The organism is Streptomyces sp. N50, from assembly GCF_033335955.1.
In the GTDB taxonomy this organism is placed as follows: domain Bacteria; phylum Actinomycetota; class Actinomycetes; order Streptomycetales; family Streptomycetaceae; genus Streptomyces.
Window position 1 is genome coordinate 2,297,035 of record NZ_CP137549.1, and the last position, 14,511, is coordinate 2,311,545.

Here is a 14,511-nt window from a genome sequence, read left to right on the forward strand (position 1 = left end):
ATTCTCAGGGACCTTTTGCTCCGCCTAGGGCCGATCGGGACCACTTCATGGGAAGGGCCGGGTGCACACTGGGCGGTGGGACGAGTGCCTGACTGCGGGGTGATGGCAGATGCAGAGCCGCTTCCGGAGCGACCGGCGGTTGACCATACGTATGGGTCTGACGCTGTTCCTGCTCGGGCTGTTGTACGTGGCGTTCGTGGCCGCGCTGATCGTGTTGCTGAAGTCCTGGGTGCTGGTCGTGGTGCTGGCGGGCGGGCTGCTCGTCGCGCAGTACTGGTTCTCCGACCGGATCGCGCTGTACGCGATGCACGGGCGGATCGTGGAGCGGGAGGAGTATCCCGAGCTGCACGGTGTGATCGACAGGCTGTGTGCCGTCGCCGACATGCCGAAACCTGTCGTCGCCGTTTCCGACATCGACATGCCCAACGCCTTCGCCACCGGGCGGAACGCCGACCACGCCGTCGTCTGCGTGACCACCGGTCTGCTACGGCGGCTGGAGCCGGCCGAGCTGGAGGGTGTGCTCGCGCACGAGTTGTCGCACGTGGCGCACAAGGACGTGGCCGTGATCACGGTGGCGTCGTTCCTCGGGGTGCTCGCCGGGTTGATGGTCCGGTTCGCCTTCTACTCGCAGATCTTCCGGGGCAGGAAAGACCAGAACACCCTTGCCGTCTTCGCGGGGATCATGGGCATCTCGGCGGCCGTGTACGCGATCAGTTTCCTGCTGATCAGGGCGCTGTCCCGGTACCGGGAGCTGGCGGCCGACCGGGCGGCGGCCCTGCTCACCGGCAAGCCTTCGGCGCTCGCGTCCGCGCTCACCAAGGTCGACGGGGACATCGCCCGGATCCCGACCAAGGACCTGCGGACCGCGCAGGCCTTCAACGCCTTCTACTTCAGCCCGGCGACGGGTACCGAGCCCGGTATCTCCAAGTACTTCTCGACCCACCCGAGCCTGGAGCAGCGGCTCGACCAACTGGGGCGGATCTCCGCCGAGTTGGGTGAGGCGGCGGTGCCCGGTATCGGGAAGGCGGACTGAGGGATGGGGGACTGAGTATGGGCTTGCTGGACATCCTGCTCGGCCGTACGAAACCGGTCGCTCCCGATCTCGATCAGCTGTTCGCGCTGCCCTCGGCGGCGGTGACGCTGGAGGCGGCGGCCGGGTTCCGGGCGACCGGGCGCGGTGCGGTGTGCTTCGCGACGGTGGAGGGCGGGGCGTTCGAGCAGACGCACCGGGAGGTCCAGGCACTGCTGGACGCGGACGCCGAACGCACCGGGCCGCCGGTCGAGTTGACCCAGGATGCCTACGGCTACTCGTGGCTGGTGTCGCGGCGCTCGCCGGATCAACTGTCGGCGCTCGTCAACGATCTGCACGCGGTGAACAGCGCGATGGAGGTCAACGGCTTCGGGCCCCAACTCCTGTGCTCGCTGGCCGGGTTCGAGGATGACGCGGGGCGGCGGCTGGCGCTGGTCTATCTGTACAAGCGCGGGACGTTCTTCCCGTTCGCGCCGCTGGCCGGTGACGGTCAGCGGCGCGACAGCGCGCTGGAGCTCCAGGTCAAGTCGATGCTCGGCAACGACCTGCGGATCGAGCAGGACCTGAGCCGGTGGTTCCCGGTGTGGGGCGCCCCCGGGTTGTGACGGGCGCCCCGGTCCCCTACGTGCGCTTCTTCTCCTACTTGCTCTTCTCTCGCGCCTGCCGACGCGACTCCAGGGGGCGCTCGCGCTGGTAACGGCGCTCCCACTTGGCCTGCTTGTCACGGCGGTCGCGGTACGCGCGGTAGCTCGACGGGGTGCTCCCCGAGGAGGAACCGCCGCCCGACGAGGACGACGTGGACGAGGACGACGAGGTGGACGACGTCGAGTCCCTGCCGTACCGGACGTAGAGGAAGAGCACGGCGACGGCGGCGAGCCACCAGACGTGGTTTCCGAATCCCAGGACGACCAGGACGACGGTCCCGGAAAGGATGATGGTGCCCATGACGGGCCTCCGTGGGCGTGGGTGTGGTGTCCGAGCGGTATGGAATCTGTCCCGACAGGGCGCTGGGGTGGGCGGCCGACCGTCGGTGGGTTGGGTGCGAACGAGACTAGCGCCGACTCCGCAGGGTGACGCCGGTCCTGCGTGAAGCAGTGGTGACCTGCTCCGCAATGCGTCTCCAGCGTAGGGAGTCGGTCACTCGGTGTGCATCTTCTTTTTCGTGCGGGGGTCCGTCAGATGCCCGGTGCCGCCGTGACCACGCCTGCCGCTACGGCCGCGCCGAGGGCCGCGTGGTCGGCGGTCGTCTGGGTGGCGTAGGTGAGGGCGAAGTCCGCCACGGCGCGTTCGAAGGTGTCGGTGTTGCCCAGGTAGGCGGCGATCGCGACGCGGTCGCCGGAGCGGGCGTGGGCGCGGGCCAGGGCGTTGCCGCAGAGGCGGGCGTACGCCGTGAGGGCCGCCGGGCCCATGCCGACGACGTCCGCGGAGCCCTTCATGTCACGCAGTTGGCGCCAGTAGAAGGCGCGGCCCTGCGGGCCCGTCATCCAGCCGAGGAAGATGTCGCTGGCCGCCTGGAGGAGGCGCTGGCCCGCCACGACCCGGTGGCCGGGGTGGACGTAGGGGCCGCTCGGCAGGTGCTCCTCCAGTACGGACTTCCGCGCCTCCTTGATCTGCAGGAACAGCGGGTCGTCCTGGTCGCGGCCGGCGAGCAGCACGATGAAGCAGCGGGTGCCGACGCTGCCGACGCCGACGACCTTGCGGGCGGCGTCGACGAAGCGGTAGCGGTCGAGGAGGAGGCGGCGTTCCTCGGAGAGCGTGGAGCGGTAGTCGCTGAAGATCTTGCGCAGGGAGGCCGTGTCGGCGGCGCCGGCCGGTTCGAGGAGGGGCGGGTCGTGGACGATACGGCGGCGGCCGTCGACGGTCTCGGTCAGCTTGCCCACGGCGTGCAGGCTGGTGCGGCGGCGGGCCCGGGTGAGGCTTGACTCCACCCGGCGGCGGTGGCGGGCGGAACGCACCAGCGGCAGCAGGCTGTCGGCGTCGATCCGCTCGTACCAGACGGCGAGTTCGCCCTTGCGGGCCAGGCCGCGAAGAGCCGTACGGTACGCGGCTGTCGCCTCCAGCGCGGCGCGGTGGGCCTTCGTGTCGCTGTGGCCGTTCTCGCGGGCGGCGACCGCCACGCTCGCGGCGAGACGCTTGACGTCCCACTCGAAGGGGCCCGGGAACGTCTCATCGAAGTCGTTCAGGTCGAAGAGCAGGGTGCGTTCCGGGGAGGCGTACAGGCCGAAGTTGAGGAGGTGCGCGTCGCCGCAGAGCTGGACGGTGAGGCCGGTGTGCGGCTGGGACGCCAGGTCCGTCGCCATCACGGCGGCCGAGCCGCGCAGGAACGCGAAGGGCGAGGCGGCCATGCGGCCGTACCGGATCGGGAGGAGTTCCGGGAGTCTGTCCCTGCCCTGCCGTTCCAGTACGGCGACGGGGTCCGGGCGGTCCACGGCGGGGATCCAGCCGGCGTGGGCGGAACGGGCGACGCGTTTGCGCGCGGCGCGGCCCCGGTCCGCTCGGTCGGCCGGGGTGGTCATGTGCCGTGTCTTTGCATGCCGCCGCCTTCTGGGAGGGCACCGCCTGTTGCTACGCAGTGAAACCGGGTCGGTGTGGGGGTGCATTTCGGGGACGTCGATCGGGTGAACGGGGGTGAACGTCTACTGTCGGCCGAGAAGTGGACGTCTTCGAGGCGAGGTCGAGAGAGACGAGCGAGTCGAGAGAGACGAGAGAGACGAGGCCGAGATGAGTCGCACCCCCCGTCACATCACCACCACCGAACGCCGGGCCCGCCTGGCCCTCCGCCACCGCCTCGCCCCCGGCACCCACGCCGCCGCCCCCGAGGCCGTCGCCGACTCCCTCGTCGCCCTGCACGGCACGGACCCCGCGACGGTGTACCTGGCGGTGGGCGCCCGCCTCGCCGACCCCTCCGCCACCGTCCCGGAGACCACCCGCGCGCTGTACGAGGACCGCACCCTGCTCCGTATGCACGGCATGCGGCACACGGTGTTCGTGTTCCCCGCCGATCTGACCGCGATCGTGCACGCCTCGACGGGACTTGCCGTCGCCGCCCGCGAACGGGCCTCCCTGGTCAAGGACATGGCGAAGGCGGGGGCGCCGGACGCGGCCTGGCTGAAGGAGGTCGAGGGCTCGCTGCTGTCCGCGCTGACGCTCCGCGGGCAGGCGACGGCGGCCGAACTCGCCGTGGACGAACCGAGGTTGAGGGAACAGTTCGTGTACGCGGCCGGCAAGAACTACGAGGGCGTGCACACCGTCTCGACGCGGTTGCTGAGGGTGCTGGGCGTGGAGGGCAAGGTGGTACGGGGGCGACCACTGGGCGGCTGGACGTCGAGCCAGTTCCGCTGGGCGGTGGCGCCGGAACACCCGGAGCTGGACACGGCGGAAGCCCAGGCCGAACTCCTCGCCCGCTGGCTCACGGCATGCGGCCCCGCCACCGAGGCCGACCTGAAGTGGTGGACGGGGTGGCGGGTGACGGACGTCCGCCGGGCCCTGACGACGATCGGCGCGGAGGCGGTGTCCCTGAACGAGGGGACGGGCTACGTCGCTGCGGGCGACCTGGCCCCGCTGGCCGGCCCCGCGGAGCCGTGGGCTGCCCTGCTCCCCGGGCTCGATCCGACGGCGATGGGGTGGCAGCAGCGGGACTGGTACCTGGCCCCGGAACTGCGCCCCGCGTTGTTCGACGGCAGCGGCAACGTGGGGCCGACGGTGTGGTGGGACGGGCGGGTGGTGGGGGGTTGGGCCCAGCGGCCGGACGGGGAGATCGCCTGGCGCATCCTCGACGGGGCGGGCGTCGGCCGGGAGGGGGAGGCCGCGATCGGGGTGGCGGCGGAGCGGTTGCGGGGGTGGGTGGGGACGACTCGGCTGACGCCGAGGTTCCGGACGCCGGTGGAGCGGGAGTTGTCGGCGTAGGGGTGGGAGTTGCAGAGGTCGGCGTAGGGCGGCGTGGGGGTGCGGCTTCCGTCGGTGTGGGGACGCGTGTCGTGTTGGCGCGGGGACGCGGCCTTCCTCGGCGGTGAGGGCGAGCGGGCATCGGGCGGCGCGGGGGCGCGGCTTCCGCCGGTGTGGGGACGCGTGTTGTGTTGGCGCGGGGACGCGGCCTTCCTCTGCGGTGAGGGCGAGCAGGCGTCGGACGGCGCGGGGGCGCGGCTTCCGCCGGTGTGGGGACGCGTGTCGTGTTGGCGCGGGGACGCGGCCTTCCTCTGCGGTGAGGGCGAGCAGGCGTCGGACGGCGCAGGGGCGCGGCTTCCGCCGGTGTGGGGACGCGTGTTGTATTGGCGCGGGGACGCGGCCTTCCTCTGCGGTGAGGGCGAGCGCGTGATGTCGGCGTAGTGGTGGGCGTCTGCCGGCGTAGGGGCGCGCATTCCGTGGGCGTGGGGCGGGTCTTTGAGCGCTGGTCGGCGTCACCATCCAGCCTGGGCAGGGTCGCGCGCACCACCGGCCCGGGCCGAGCCCGTTGAACTCCGGTCGGCGCCAACACCCAGCCCGTCCGGCGTTTGAGGACGAGGCACCTTCAGGGCCGAACGGGGGTCCGGGGGCGGAGCCCCTGGCAGCGCGGGCACCAGCGCAGGCCACCCCGGAACCCCGCACGCACCGACGCCGGGCGCCCCGAAACACAGGGCACCCGGCGCCACCCCTCAGCGCGAGTACCGCATCAGCGCCCGCACCATGTGACACGTCGTGTCGGACGGGGCATGGACGCCGATCAGCTCGGCGGTGCTGCGGATCGTCTCGTTGCGGGCCTGGTTCGGGACGTACACGCCCGAGTCGAGCAGGGCGATGGCCAGCCGCATCGCCTTGAGGCGGCGGTTGTGCGTGACGTACCAGTCCCGCGGGCGTCCGGGCGGCAGCGGGCGCTTCTCCACGGGCACGTACGGCAGGTCGAGCTGGACGGAACGCTTCGCGGTGGACTGGGTCGGCAACGGCTTCGGCTTCAGTGCGGCAGCGGGCACGGACATCCTCCTGTCGCGGTCAGGGCGCCGTCCGGACCGCCCGGCGACACCCTCGAACACTGCCCCCAGTTTACTGCCCGCCACTGACAACCGGCGAGTCCACAAGGTCCATCAAATCCCCTGGTCGGCAAGGATATTGGCACCGCGTCACGCAAGCTCCGGGAGGTGTGCGTGAGGCGGTATCGAATTCGAACAGAGCGGGCGCCGCCCGATACCGCGATCCAGCCCTCAAGCCGGCAGCACCTCCGCGATCAACCCCCGCACGTACCCCTCGATCGCGTCCCGGATCGGCCGGACCGCCTCGACGCCCTGTCCCGCGGGGTCGTCGAGCCGCCAGTCGAGATAGGTCTTGCCGGGGAAGACCGGGCAGGTGTCACCGCATCCCATGGTGATCACCACGTCGGATGCCTGGACGGCCTCGGTGGTGAGGATCTTCGGGGTCTCGGCCGCGATGTCGATTCCCACCTCGGCCATCGCCTGGACGACCGCGGGGTTCACCTGGTCGGCGGGGGCGGACCCGGCGGAACGGACCTCGACGCGGCTGCCCGCGAGGTGGGTGAGGAAGGCGGCGGCCATCTGGGAGCGGCCGGCGTTGTGGACGCAGACGAACAGAACGGACGGGCGCGGGGCGGCAGATGACACGGAGGGAGTCCTTTGTCGGCGGAGGGCGGTCAGGAACGGCGAAAGGCGAGGGCGAGGGCGAGGGCGAGGGCGAGGGCGAGGGTGAGGGTGAGGGCGAGGGTGAGGGTGAGGGTGAGGGCGAGGGCGAAACGCGGTCAGGGAGAGGCGAGTTGCGGGACCGCGGCCGCCGTATCGACCGGCGCGGGACGGCCGTAGAGCATCGTCGCGATGGTCAACCCGACAGCCGCGCCCGTCAGTTGGGCCGCGATGAACGGAAGGACGGAGGTGGGGGCGATCCCGGCGAAGGTGTCGGAGAAGGCGCGGCCCACCGTCACCGCGGGGTTCGCGAACGAGGTGGAGGACGTGAACCAGTAGGCCGCGCCGATGTAGGACGCGACGGCCGCCGGGGCGAGACGGGCGCGGCCGGTGCGTTCCAGTCCTAGGACCAGGAGGATCAGCCCGGCCGTGGCGACGACCTCGCCCAGCCACAGGTGCCCGGCGAACCGGTCGTGCGTGGAGAACCTCAGCAGCGGCTTCGCGAACATCGCGTCGGCCACGACCGCGCCACCGACCGCCCCGGCCACCTGCGCGGGCACGTACACGGCGACGTCCCGCAGCGACGGTCCGGTGCCGGTACGGCGGCCCGCGCACCAACTCGCCAGGGTGACGGCCGGGTTGAGGTGCGCGCCGGAGACCGGCCCGAGCAGGGTGATCAGCGCGCCCAGGCCGAGGACGGTGGCGAGGCAGTTGGCCAGCAGTCGTAGGCCGATGTCGTGCGTCAGCTCGGTGGCCTGGATCCCGGAGCCGACCACGACGGCGACCAGCAGACCGGTCCCGAGCGCCTCGGCGGCGGCGCGGCGGCCGAGGGGGACGCTCACGCGGGCGCCGCGACGGTCCGCGGGACGGCCAGGAAGGCGGCGAGGCGGTCCAGGGTGTCGGGCAGCGCCCAGTAGTACACCCACGTACCGCGGCGCTCGCAGTCGATCAGGCCGGCCTGGCGGAGCAGTTTGAGGTGGTGGGAGATCGTCGGCTGGGACAGGTCGAAGGCCGGTGTCAGCTCGCACACGCACACCTCACCGCCCTGGCCGCGTGCGGCGATCATCGACATCAGGCGGAGGCGGACCGGGTCCCCAAGTGCCTTGAAGACCTTGGCCAGTTCCGTCGCGCGCTCGTCAGCCAGCGGTGCGGACGCCAGTCCGCCGCAGCAGGAACCGGCCGGGTCCCCGTCCCGGCCGATCACCTCAAGCTCTTGTTTCGACATTCTTCTATGTTGACATTCCTCGATTCAAGGCGCAACGTTGCATCGAAGAACATCAATACAGGAGGCAGACATGGCAGACATGAGCGAGCACTCCACCGACCTGCGCGAAGCCGTCCGCCGTCGCTACGCCGCCGCAGCCGTCCAGGTCACCGAGGGCGGCACCGGCTGTTGCGGGCCGCAGCCGACCGGGACCGACGACGCCTTCGACGACGACATCTTCGGTTCCGCCCTCTACTCCCCCGACGAACGCGGCACCCTGCCCGCCGAGGCCGTGGCCGCCTCCCTCGGCTGCGGCAACCCCACCGCCGTCGCCGAACTCCGGGAGGGCGAACGCGTCCTCGACCTCGGCTCCGGCGGCGGCATCGACGTCCTGCTCTCCGCCCGCCGCGTCGGCCCCACCGGCCGGGCGTACGGGCTCGACATGACCGACGAGATGCTCCGACTCGCCCTGGCCAACGCCGAGAAGGCGGGTGCGGCCAACGTCGAGTTCCTCAAGGGCACCATCGAGGCGATCCCCCTCCCCGCGCACGCCGTCGACGTCGTGATCTCCAACTGCGTGATCAACCTGTCCGTCGACAAGCCGGCCGTCTTCGCCGAGACCTTCCGCGTCCTGCGGCCCGGCGGGCGCCTGGGCGTCTCGGACGTCGTCGCGGACGACAGCCTCACCGCCGGGCAGCGCGCCGAGCGCGGTGACCACGTCGGCTGCGTCGCCGGGGCCCTGTCCTTCACGGAGTACCGGGAAGGCCTGGAAGCGGCCGGCTTCACGGGCGTCTCGATCACGCCCACCCACCCCGTCGCCGACGGCATGCACTCCGCCCTCGTCCGCGCCGCCAAGCCGCTCACCGGGCCGGACGGGGCGCCTCTCGCATAACGTGAACGCCATGGAGATCTGGATCAACCCGGCCTGTTCCAAGTGCCGCAGCGCCGTGAGTCTGCTCGACGCCGAGGGTGCCGAGTACACCGTCCGCCGCTATCTGGAGGACGTGCCGAGCGAGGACGAGATCAGGGACGTACTGGAGCGGCTCGGGCTCGAACCGTGGGACATCACGCGCACCCAGGAGGCCGTGGCGAAGGAACTGGGGCTCAAGTCGTGGGCGCGGGAAGCGAGTTCGCGGGAGCGGTGGGTGGCGGCGCTCGCCGCGCATCCGAAGCTGATCCAGCGGCCGATCATCACCGCGGAGGACGGCACGGCGGTGGTCGCCCGCAGCGACGAGGCGGTACGGGACGCGCTGTCCCGCTGACCCGCATCGACCCGACCGGCCCCCAACCTCCTTGTGACGCACGTCACTTATGTGACTCCTGTGTCCGCTGAGTTACATCGTTCGGCCCGCCGTACATAGCGACGTACGCTCCCCTACCCCACAGGAGACGCGCATGTCGCGCAGGAGAACTGCCAGTACGAAGAAGAAGCTGGCGCTGCTGGTCACCGCCGCGGCGGTCGCGGGCGGCGGGGCCTTCGCACTGGCCACCACGTCGAACGCGTCGCAGTCGACCGCGCAGAACGCCAAGACACTGTCCGCCGCGAACTCGACGGTCTGCCAGGGGCTCGCCACCGCGCTCGGCAACAACCAGAAGTTCATCGACGGTCAACGCGCCGCGCCCGACGCCCAGTCGAGCGCGCGGATCGCCAACCGCGAAGCGGTCATCGCGCAGATCAAGGTGCAGCAGAAGGCGTCCGGTTGTGCGGTTGGGGAGTCGGCTCAGGACTCCCAGGCCACGCAGCCGGCGCAGTCGGCGCCCGCGGCTTCCACCCCGACCAAGGCGGCGACCCCTCCGGCAGGCAACACCGGTGGCGGCAACGCCGCCGCGGGCAGCCAGGTGTGCAACGGCTCGACCGTCACGCTCTCCGGCGAGGCCGGTGCGCCGGCCGCGTCCAGCAACCAGTTCCCGGCGGGTACGACGCTGAAGGTCACCAACCTGGACAACAACAAGTCCACGACGGTGAAGGTGACTTCGGTCTCCGGCAGCTGTGTCCTGCTGAACAACGCGGCCTTCGAACAGGTCCGTGAGCCCGGCAAGTTCCTCATCCGCCGCGCTCTGATCCAGAAGGTGGGGTGACGCTCACGACCCGAGAAAACCGGTGAGGTGACGGCCCAGTCGCTCCGGCGCGGCATGCGGCAGCGCGTGATGTGAGACGTCCGGGAGGATGTCTGTCTCGACGCGCGGCAGCAGACGGCCCGCCCGGGCCGCCACCAGGTGCGTGTCATAGGTCCTGCTGCTTCCGGCCAGAAGCAGCAGGACCGACGCGTTCAGCCCGCGCAGCGCCTCGGGCGCCGGGCGGGGACCGGTCACCGGTTTCGCGGACGGGAACCCCGCGCCCGCCTCCTGGAGGCGCAGCCAGTCGGGGTCCAGCGGCACTCCCCCGGTCTCCCACTCCAGGAACGCGCGGACGCGGCGCGGGGTGGGCCGCAGCAGCATCGGCAGCGCGTGCAGCAGGTACGCCGTCTCGAACCCGGCGAAGCACTGGGTCGGGTCGAGGAGGAACAGACGGCGTACCCGGGCGGGCGCGCGCAGTGCGTAGTGCAGCGCGATCCAGCCACCGTACGAATGCCCGCCGAGGTCCACGACCGGCGCCCCCAGCCCGTCGAGCACCGCGTCCAGCCAGGCCGTCAGATCGGTCACCGTGCGCGGTCTCCGGCCGACCACCGGAACGCTGCGGCCCGGGGCGCCGATCAGGTCGACGGCGTGGACGCGGTGGGTGCGGGCGAGGTCGGCGGCCTGGGCGTACCAGGACGCCGAGGTCGCTCCCCCGCCGCCCGGCAGCAGCACGAGCGGGCGACCGTCGGCGGGCCCGCACACGTTCACGTACGTCTCCCCGAACGGGGTCGGGACGATCACCGCCTCCCGCTCGGCCGGCCACTTCGCCATGACCTTGTCGTACGCGGACTCGAAGCGGTCCCTGTCGTACGGGCTGCGGATTCCCATGGTCGCCCACTCCCCTTATTATCTCGCTGAGCGAGATACTCGGTGAGCGAGATGATAGCCGGAGGCCAGCGTGCGGAACCAGAAGGCGGACCCCGGGCCGGAGATGGAGATCGTGCATCTCCTGCGGGCCGTCGCGGTCGAACTCGGCCTGCACAGCGCCCGGTTCGCGAACCAGAACGGTATGCACCCCACGGACGTCCGCGCCCTGATCGCCCTCATGGACGCGGACCGGGCCGGCGAGGAGATGACGACCGGGCGGCTCGGCGGCGCGCTCGGGCTCAACTCGGCGGGGACCACCGCCCTGGTCGACCGGCTGGAACGGGCCGGGCATGTGCGGCGGGTGCGGAGCGAGGGGGACCGGCGCAGGGTCGTGGTCGAAGTGGACCAGCGGGCGGTCGCACTCGGGCAAGCTTTCTTCGGTCCACTCATCGGGAGTGCCGTAGAACTGCTCCAGGGCTACGACGACCGGGAGTTGGCGGCGGTCCGGGGCTTCCTGGACGGGGTCCGCGAGGCCGCCGCCGAGGGCTAACCCCATCGCATACGAGCCGTACGGCGACGCCCGTCCGCAAGTGCGAACAGCGGGTTCACAGCGGTCCCCGGGTGCGCCGTGCGCAGTGCACGTGAATCGGGACACAGCGCCACCAGGTAACACGGGGTTCACGCTTGGGCAATGATCGGGAAATCGCATGTTGACAGGCTGCCCGGCAATGAATCGCGGCGCTCCAGTGCCGCTGCGCCGCAGCACCCGCGAGTGCGACGAATGACCCACCCCGAAGGATGTGGCCCGTGACCTTCAAGGCTGAGTACATCTGGATCGACGGCACCCAGCCGACGGCCAAGCTCCGTTCCAAGACGAAGATTCTGGCCGACGACGCGAAGGGCGCCGAGCTCCCGATCTGGGGCTTCGACGGGTCGTCCACGAACCAGGCCGAGGGGCACTCCTCGGACCGCGTGCTCAAGCCGGTCGCCAGCTTCCCGGACCCGATCCGCGGCGGCGACGACATCCTCGTCATGTGCGAGGTCCTCGAGATCGACATGACGCCGCACGAGTCCAACACGCGTGCCGCGCTCGTCGAGGTCTCCGAGAAGTACGCCGCGCAGGAGCCGATCTTCGGCATCGAGCAGGAGTACACCTTCTTCGACGGCGCCCGTCCGCTGGGCTTCCCCGAGGGCGGCTTCCCGGCCCCCCAGGGCGGCTACTACTGCGGTGTCGGCGCCGACGAGATCTTCGGCCGCGAGATCGTCGAGGCCCACCTGGAGAACTGCCTCAAGGCCGGTCTCGCGATCTCCGGCATCAACGCCGAGGTCATGCCCGGCCAGTGGGAGTTCCAGGTCGGCCCGGTCTCCCCGCTGGAGGTCTCCGACCACCTGTGGATCGCCCGCTGGCTGCTCTACCGCACCGCCGAGGACTTCGGCATCTCCGCGACCCTCGACCCCAAGCCGGTCAAGGGCGACTGGAACGGCGCGGGCGCGCACACCAACTTCTCCACGAAGGCGATGCGCGAGGGCTACGACGCGATCATCACCGCGTGCGAGTCCCTCGGCGAGGGCTCCAAGCCCCTCGACCACGTCAAGCACTACGGCGCCGGCATCGACGACCGCCTGACGGGCCTGCACGAGACCGCCCCGTGGAACGAGTACTCCTACGGCGTCTCCAACCGCGGCGCCTCGGTCCGTATCCCGTGGCAGGTCGAGAAGGACGGCAAGGGCTACATCGAGGACCGCCGTCCGAACGCGAACGTCGACCCGTACCTGGTGACCCGGCTGATCGTCGACACCTGCTGCGCGGCGCTGGAGAAGGCCGGCCAGGTCTGATCCGCCCCTGCTTGCACGAGGAGGCGTCCACCGTCGCGGTGGGCGCCTCCTCGCGTTGTCAGTGGCGCGTGCCATGGTGGGGGACATGGAGATCGACGGGGGTCTCGACATCAAGGTCGAGACGGAGAACAGGCAGACGTACACGCGGACTTCGGCGGTACGGCTGCGGGAGCTGGTGGCGCGGATCGGGGGCGCCCGCGACCGTTTCCTGATCGTGCAGCGGATACCCGACCTCCCGGACGTGTTCGCCCAGGTGTGGCACGAGAAGGGCGGTGACTACCGGCTGGAACACCGGCTGAGCGAGGACGAGTTCTACGGTACGAACCTGGACGGCGCGGACCGGGTGGCGGATCTGCTGACCGCCTGGGCACGGCAGACGCCCGGCTGGGACGCGGGCCTCGGCTGGGAGCCGGTCGACCTGGGCCCCCGGGAAGAAGTGCCCGACCTGCCGGACGAGGTGCGGGACACGGTCGAGGAGCGGGTCAGGACACGGCTGCGCTGCGGCTACGACGACCGGAAGACGCTGACCGAGATCGCCGAGGACTACCTGGTCAAGGGCGACGAGCGGCCGGTCTCCCGCGCCCAGGCCGCGCGGCTGGTGGACCGGCTGTGGGTGGAGCGGGTGGGTGAGCAGGCGGCCTGGGAGGGCGTCACCGACCCGGACCGGCTCACTCGCGCCTTCGAGACGCTGAACGCGAGCGGCATCACGGCCCGGGAGAACTTCGCCTGCTGCCGGGGCTGCGGCCTCGCGGAGATGGGCGCCGAGCGGGAGGACGCCCGCGGCTTCGTCTTCTTCCACGAGCAGATCACCGAGCACGCTGTCCAGGGGCACGGACTCGCGCTGCACTACGGCGGGTTCGACGGCTCGGACGAGACCGCCGCGGCCGTCGGGCACGAGGTGCTGGCCGCGCTGCGTGGAGCCGGGCTGTCCGCCGACTGGGACGGCGATCTGGACAAGGCGATCGACGTCAAGCCGCTGACCTGGCACAGACGGCTGGTCGGCTGAGGGGCCGGACGTCAATTTCCCGCCAAGGGGGCGTCCAAGCTGTGAGAGGAGGGTCCTGTTGCGGGCGTGTGTCTGCTTCAATGGGCGCATGGGCAACTACCAGAAGTGCGGAGCGACGGGTCGCCATGACCTCGAGCCCTTCTGGCCTTCCCGTCAGCACCATGACTTCGACCGGGTGTGTTGTCGCGCGATGAACGCGCCGGCCCTCTAAAGCCGAACCACCCTCGGCCTCCGGCCTGCGCGACTCGACGTACGTCCCCTCGACGAACCTCTCGCGCGAAAGAGCTGACCTCTCATGGCGATCATCCGTTCCCTTCCCGCTCTTCCCTCCGCCCCGCTCGACACCCCCGCCCCGAACGCCCCACGGCACCATCTGCGCGCCGTGGACCGGGACGAGGTGATCGACGTGGCGGAGTTCCTGCCGCCGGGCGCCACCTGGCTGCCCGCGCCGCCGCACACGCTGCCCACGCTGCCGGGGCAGCCGCCGATGGTCGGGTACCTCGTCCTCATCCCGGCCGACAGCCCGCACCTCACCCGGACCGCCGACCCGGTCCCGCCGTCCCTCCCCGCCGAGGCCGAACCGCTCGTCCGCATCGACACCGTGCAGCGGACCGCGCAGCTGAACGGGGCGGAACTCGACCTGACGTACCTGGAGTTCGAGCTCCTCGCCCATCTCGTCGCGCACCCCAACCGGGTCCACACCCGCGACCAGCTGGTCACCACGGTGTGGGGCTACGGGCATGTGGGCGACGGCCGTACCGTCGACGTCCACATCGCGCGGCTGCGCCGCAAGCTGGGGGTCGAGCACCGGAAGGCGATCCAGACGGTGCGGCGGGTGGGGTACAAGTACACGCCACCGACCGCGCGTTGATCATCTGCGGTCCGGTCATCTGCTGACGGCAGATCG

General features: G+C 71.2%; 18 protein-coding genes. 11 read left to right on the forward strand and 7 right to left on the reverse strand.

Going from position 1 to position 14,511, the window contains the following annotated elements:
* Nucleotides 1-109 precede the first annotated feature (109 nt).
* Both htpX and pspAB read left to right on the forward strand, forming a co-directional pair.
* Nucleotides 110-1,033, forward strand: coding sequence for a zinc metalloprotease HtpX (gene htpX, locus R2B38_RS09955; protein WP_033284196.1), 924 nt, complete (start codon nucleotides 110-112; stop codon nucleotides 1,031-1,033).
* A 17-nt stretch (nucleotides 1,034-1,050) separates the two neighbouring features.
* On the forward strand, nucleotides 1,051-1,635 hold the full coding sequence (pspAB, locus tag R2B38_RS09960; RefSeq protein WP_318015902.1) for a PspA-associated protein PspAB: 585 nt from the start codon (nucleotides 1,051-1,053) through the stop codon (nucleotides 1,633-1,635).
* 34 nt (nucleotides 1,636-1,669) lie between these two features.
* Here pspAB and R2B38_RS09965 read toward each other — a convergent pair whose 3' ends face one another.
* Together R2B38_RS09965 and R2B38_RS09970 are read right to left on the reverse strand one after the other, a co-directional pair.
* Nucleotides 1,670-1,975, reverse strand: a complete 306-nt coding sequence (locus tag R2B38_RS09965; protein ID WP_033284198.1) for a hypothetical protein — start codon at nucleotides 1,973-1,975, stop codon at nucleotides 1,670-1,672.
* Nucleotides 1,976-2,205: 230 nt separating this feature from the next.
* On the reverse strand, nucleotides 2,206-3,546 hold the full coding sequence (locus R2B38_RS09970; RefSeq protein WP_318015903.1) for a DUF2252 domain-containing protein: 1,341 nt from the start codon (nucleotides 3,544-3,546) through the stop codon (nucleotides 2,206-2,208).
* Nucleotides 3,547-3,751: 205 nt separating this feature from the next.
* Between R2B38_RS09970 and R2B38_RS09975 the strand changes: the two genes are divergently transcribed.
* Together R2B38_RS09975 and R2B38_RS09980 are read left to right on the forward strand one after the other, a co-directional pair.
* Complete coding sequence (locus tag R2B38_RS09975; RefSeq protein WP_318015904.1) at nucleotides 3,752-4,936, forward strand: winged helix DNA-binding domain-containing protein; 1,185 nt, start codon at nucleotides 3,752-3,754, stop codon at nucleotides 4,934-4,936.
* Between the two features lie 66 nt (nucleotides 4,937-5,002).
* On the forward strand, nucleotides 5,003-5,356 hold the full coding sequence (locus R2B38_RS09980) for a hypothetical protein (RefSeq protein ID WP_318015905.1): 354 nt from the start codon (nucleotides 5,003-5,005) through the stop codon (nucleotides 5,354-5,356).
* Between the two features lie 305 nt (nucleotides 5,357-5,661).
* Here the strand turns inward: R2B38_RS09980 and R2B38_RS09985 are convergent, their stop codons facing one another.
* The 4 genes from R2B38_RS09985 to R2B38_RS10000 form a co-directional block, all read right to left on the reverse strand.
* Nucleotides 5,662-5,976 (reverse strand): hypothetical protein, encoded by a 315-nt coding sequence (locus R2B38_RS09985; RefSeq protein WP_033284269.1) that lies wholly within the window; start codon nucleotides 5,974-5,976, stop codon nucleotides 5,662-5,664.
* A 228-nt stretch (nucleotides 5,977-6,204) separates the two neighbouring features.
* Nucleotides 6,205-6,618: an arsenate reductase ArsC gene (locus tag R2B38_RS09990; protein WP_411978433.1), complete on the reverse strand. Its 414-nt coding sequence runs from the start codon at nucleotides 6,616-6,618 to the stop codon at nucleotides 6,205-6,207.
* A gap of 134 nt (nucleotides 6,619-6,752) precedes the next feature.
* Nucleotides 6,753-7,475, reverse strand: coding sequence for an aquaporin (locus R2B38_RS09995; RefSeq protein WP_318015906.1), 723 nt, complete (start codon nucleotides 7,473-7,475; stop codon nucleotides 6,753-6,755).
* Entirely contained in the window at nucleotides 7,472-7,858 is a 387-nt protein-coding gene (locus R2B38_RS10000) for a metalloregulator ArsR/SmtB family transcription factor (RefSeq protein ID WP_318015907.1), read from the reverse strand. Before R2B38_RS10000 ends, R2B38_RS09995 begins: the two co-directional genes overlap by 4 nt.
* Before the next feature lie 79 nt (nucleotides 7,859-7,937).
* Between R2B38_RS10000 and arsM the strand changes: the two genes are divergently transcribed.
* From arsM to R2B38_RS10015, 3 genes are all read left to right on the forward strand, one after another.
* Nucleotides 7,938-8,729, forward strand: a complete 792-nt coding sequence (arsM, locus tag R2B38_RS10005; protein WP_318021629.1) for an arsenite methyltransferase — start codon at nucleotides 7,938-7,940, stop codon at nucleotides 8,727-8,729.
* Nucleotides 8,730-8,739: 10 nt separating this feature from the next.
* Complete coding sequence (locus tag R2B38_RS10010) at nucleotides 8,740-9,099, forward strand: arsenate reductase family protein (RefSeq protein WP_318015908.1); 360 nt, start codon at nucleotides 8,740-8,742, stop codon at nucleotides 9,097-9,099.
* A gap of 133 nt (nucleotides 9,100-9,232) precedes the next feature.
* Nucleotides 9,233-9,916: a hypothetical protein gene (locus R2B38_RS10015; RefSeq protein ID WP_318015909.1), complete on the forward strand. Its 684-nt coding sequence runs from the start codon at nucleotides 9,233-9,235 to the stop codon at nucleotides 9,914-9,916.
* A 3-nt stretch (nucleotides 9,917-9,919) separates the two neighbouring features.
* On the opposite strand, the gene R2B38_RS10020 is transcribed toward R2B38_RS10015, so the two are convergent.
* Nucleotides 9,920-10,783 (reverse strand): alpha/beta fold hydrolase, encoded by an 864-nt coding sequence (locus R2B38_RS10020; RefSeq protein ID WP_318015910.1) that lies wholly within the window; start codon nucleotides 10,781-10,783, stop codon nucleotides 9,920-9,922.
* 103 nt (nucleotides 10,784-10,886) lie between these two features.
* Between R2B38_RS10020 and R2B38_RS10025 the strand changes: the two genes are divergently transcribed.
* From R2B38_RS10025 to R2B38_RS10040, 4 genes are all read left to right on the forward strand, one after another.
* A complete protein-coding gene (locus R2B38_RS10025) occupies nucleotides 10,887-11,312 on the forward strand; it encodes a MarR family winged helix-turn-helix transcriptional regulator (RefSeq protein WP_318021630.1) in 426 nt (141 codons plus the stop codon).
* Nucleotides 11,313-11,569: 257 nt separating this feature from the next.
* On the forward strand, nucleotides 11,570-12,598 hold the full coding sequence (glnII, locus tag R2B38_RS10030; RefSeq protein WP_033284207.1) for a glutamine synthetase: 1,029 nt from the start codon (nucleotides 11,570-11,572) through the stop codon (nucleotides 12,596-12,598).
* 85 nt (nucleotides 12,599-12,683) lie between these two features.
* Entirely contained in the window at nucleotides 12,684-13,604 is a 921-nt protein-coding gene (locus R2B38_RS10035; RefSeq protein ID WP_318015911.1) for a DUF6891 domain-containing protein, read from the forward strand.
* A 295-nt stretch (nucleotides 13,605-13,899) separates the two neighbouring features.
* Complete coding sequence (locus tag R2B38_RS10040; protein WP_318015912.1) at nucleotides 13,900-14,475, forward strand: winged helix-turn-helix domain-containing protein; 576 nt, start codon at nucleotides 13,900-13,902, stop codon at nucleotides 14,473-14,475.
* The last annotated feature ends 36 nt before the right edge of the window (nucleotides 14,476-14,511 follow it).

Coding starts and splice junctions, on each gene's coding strand:
- R2B38_RS10010 (WP_318015908.1), top strand. CDS start 8,740: ATGGAGATCTGGATCAACCCGGCCTGTTCCAAGTGCCGCAGCGCCGTG.
- R2B38_RS09975 (WP_318015904.1), top strand. CDS start 3,752: ATGAGTCGCACCCCCCGTCACATCACCACCACCGAACGCCGGGCCCGC.
- R2B38_RS09965 (WP_033284198.1), bottom strand. CDS start 1,975: ATGGGCACCATCATCCTTTCCGGGACCGTCGTCCTGGTCGTCCTGGGA.
- arsM (WP_318021629.1), top strand. CDS start 7,938: ATGAGCGAGCACTCCACCGACCTGCGCGAAGCCGTCCGCCGTCGCTAC.
- R2B38_RS10035 (WP_318015911.1), top strand. CDS start 12,684: ATGGAGATCGACGGGGGTCTCGACATCAAGGTCGAGACGGAGAACAGG.
- R2B38_RS10025 (WP_318021630.1), top strand. CDS start 10,887: ATGGAGATCGTGCATCTCCTGCGGGCCGTCGCGGTCGAACTCGGCCTG.
- R2B38_RS10000 (WP_318015907.1), bottom strand. CDS start 7,858: ATGTCGAAACAAGAGCTTGAGGTGATCGGCCGGGACGGGGACCCGGCC.
- R2B38_RS10020 (WP_318015910.1), bottom strand. CDS start 10,783: ATGGGAATCCGCAGCCCGTACGACAGGGACCGCTTCGAGTCCGCGTAC.
- pspAB (WP_318015902.1), top strand. CDS start 1,051: ATGGGCTTGCTGGACATCCTGCTCGGCCGTACGAAACCGGTCGCTCCC.
- R2B38_RS10015 (WP_318015909.1), top strand. CDS start 9,233: ATGTCGCGCAGGAGAACTGCCAGTACGAAGAAGAAGCTGGCGCTGCTG.
- R2B38_RS09970 (WP_318015903.1), bottom strand. CDS start 3,546: ATGACCACCCCGGCCGACCGAGCGGACCGGGGCCGCGCCGCGCGCAAA.
- R2B38_RS10040 (WP_318015912.1), top strand. CDS start 13,900: ATGGCGATCATCCGTTCCCTTCCCGCTCTTCCCTCCGCCCCGCTCGAC.
- htpX (WP_033284196.1), top strand. CDS start 110: ATGCAGAGCCGCTTCCGGAGCGACCGGCGGTTGACCATACGTATGGGT.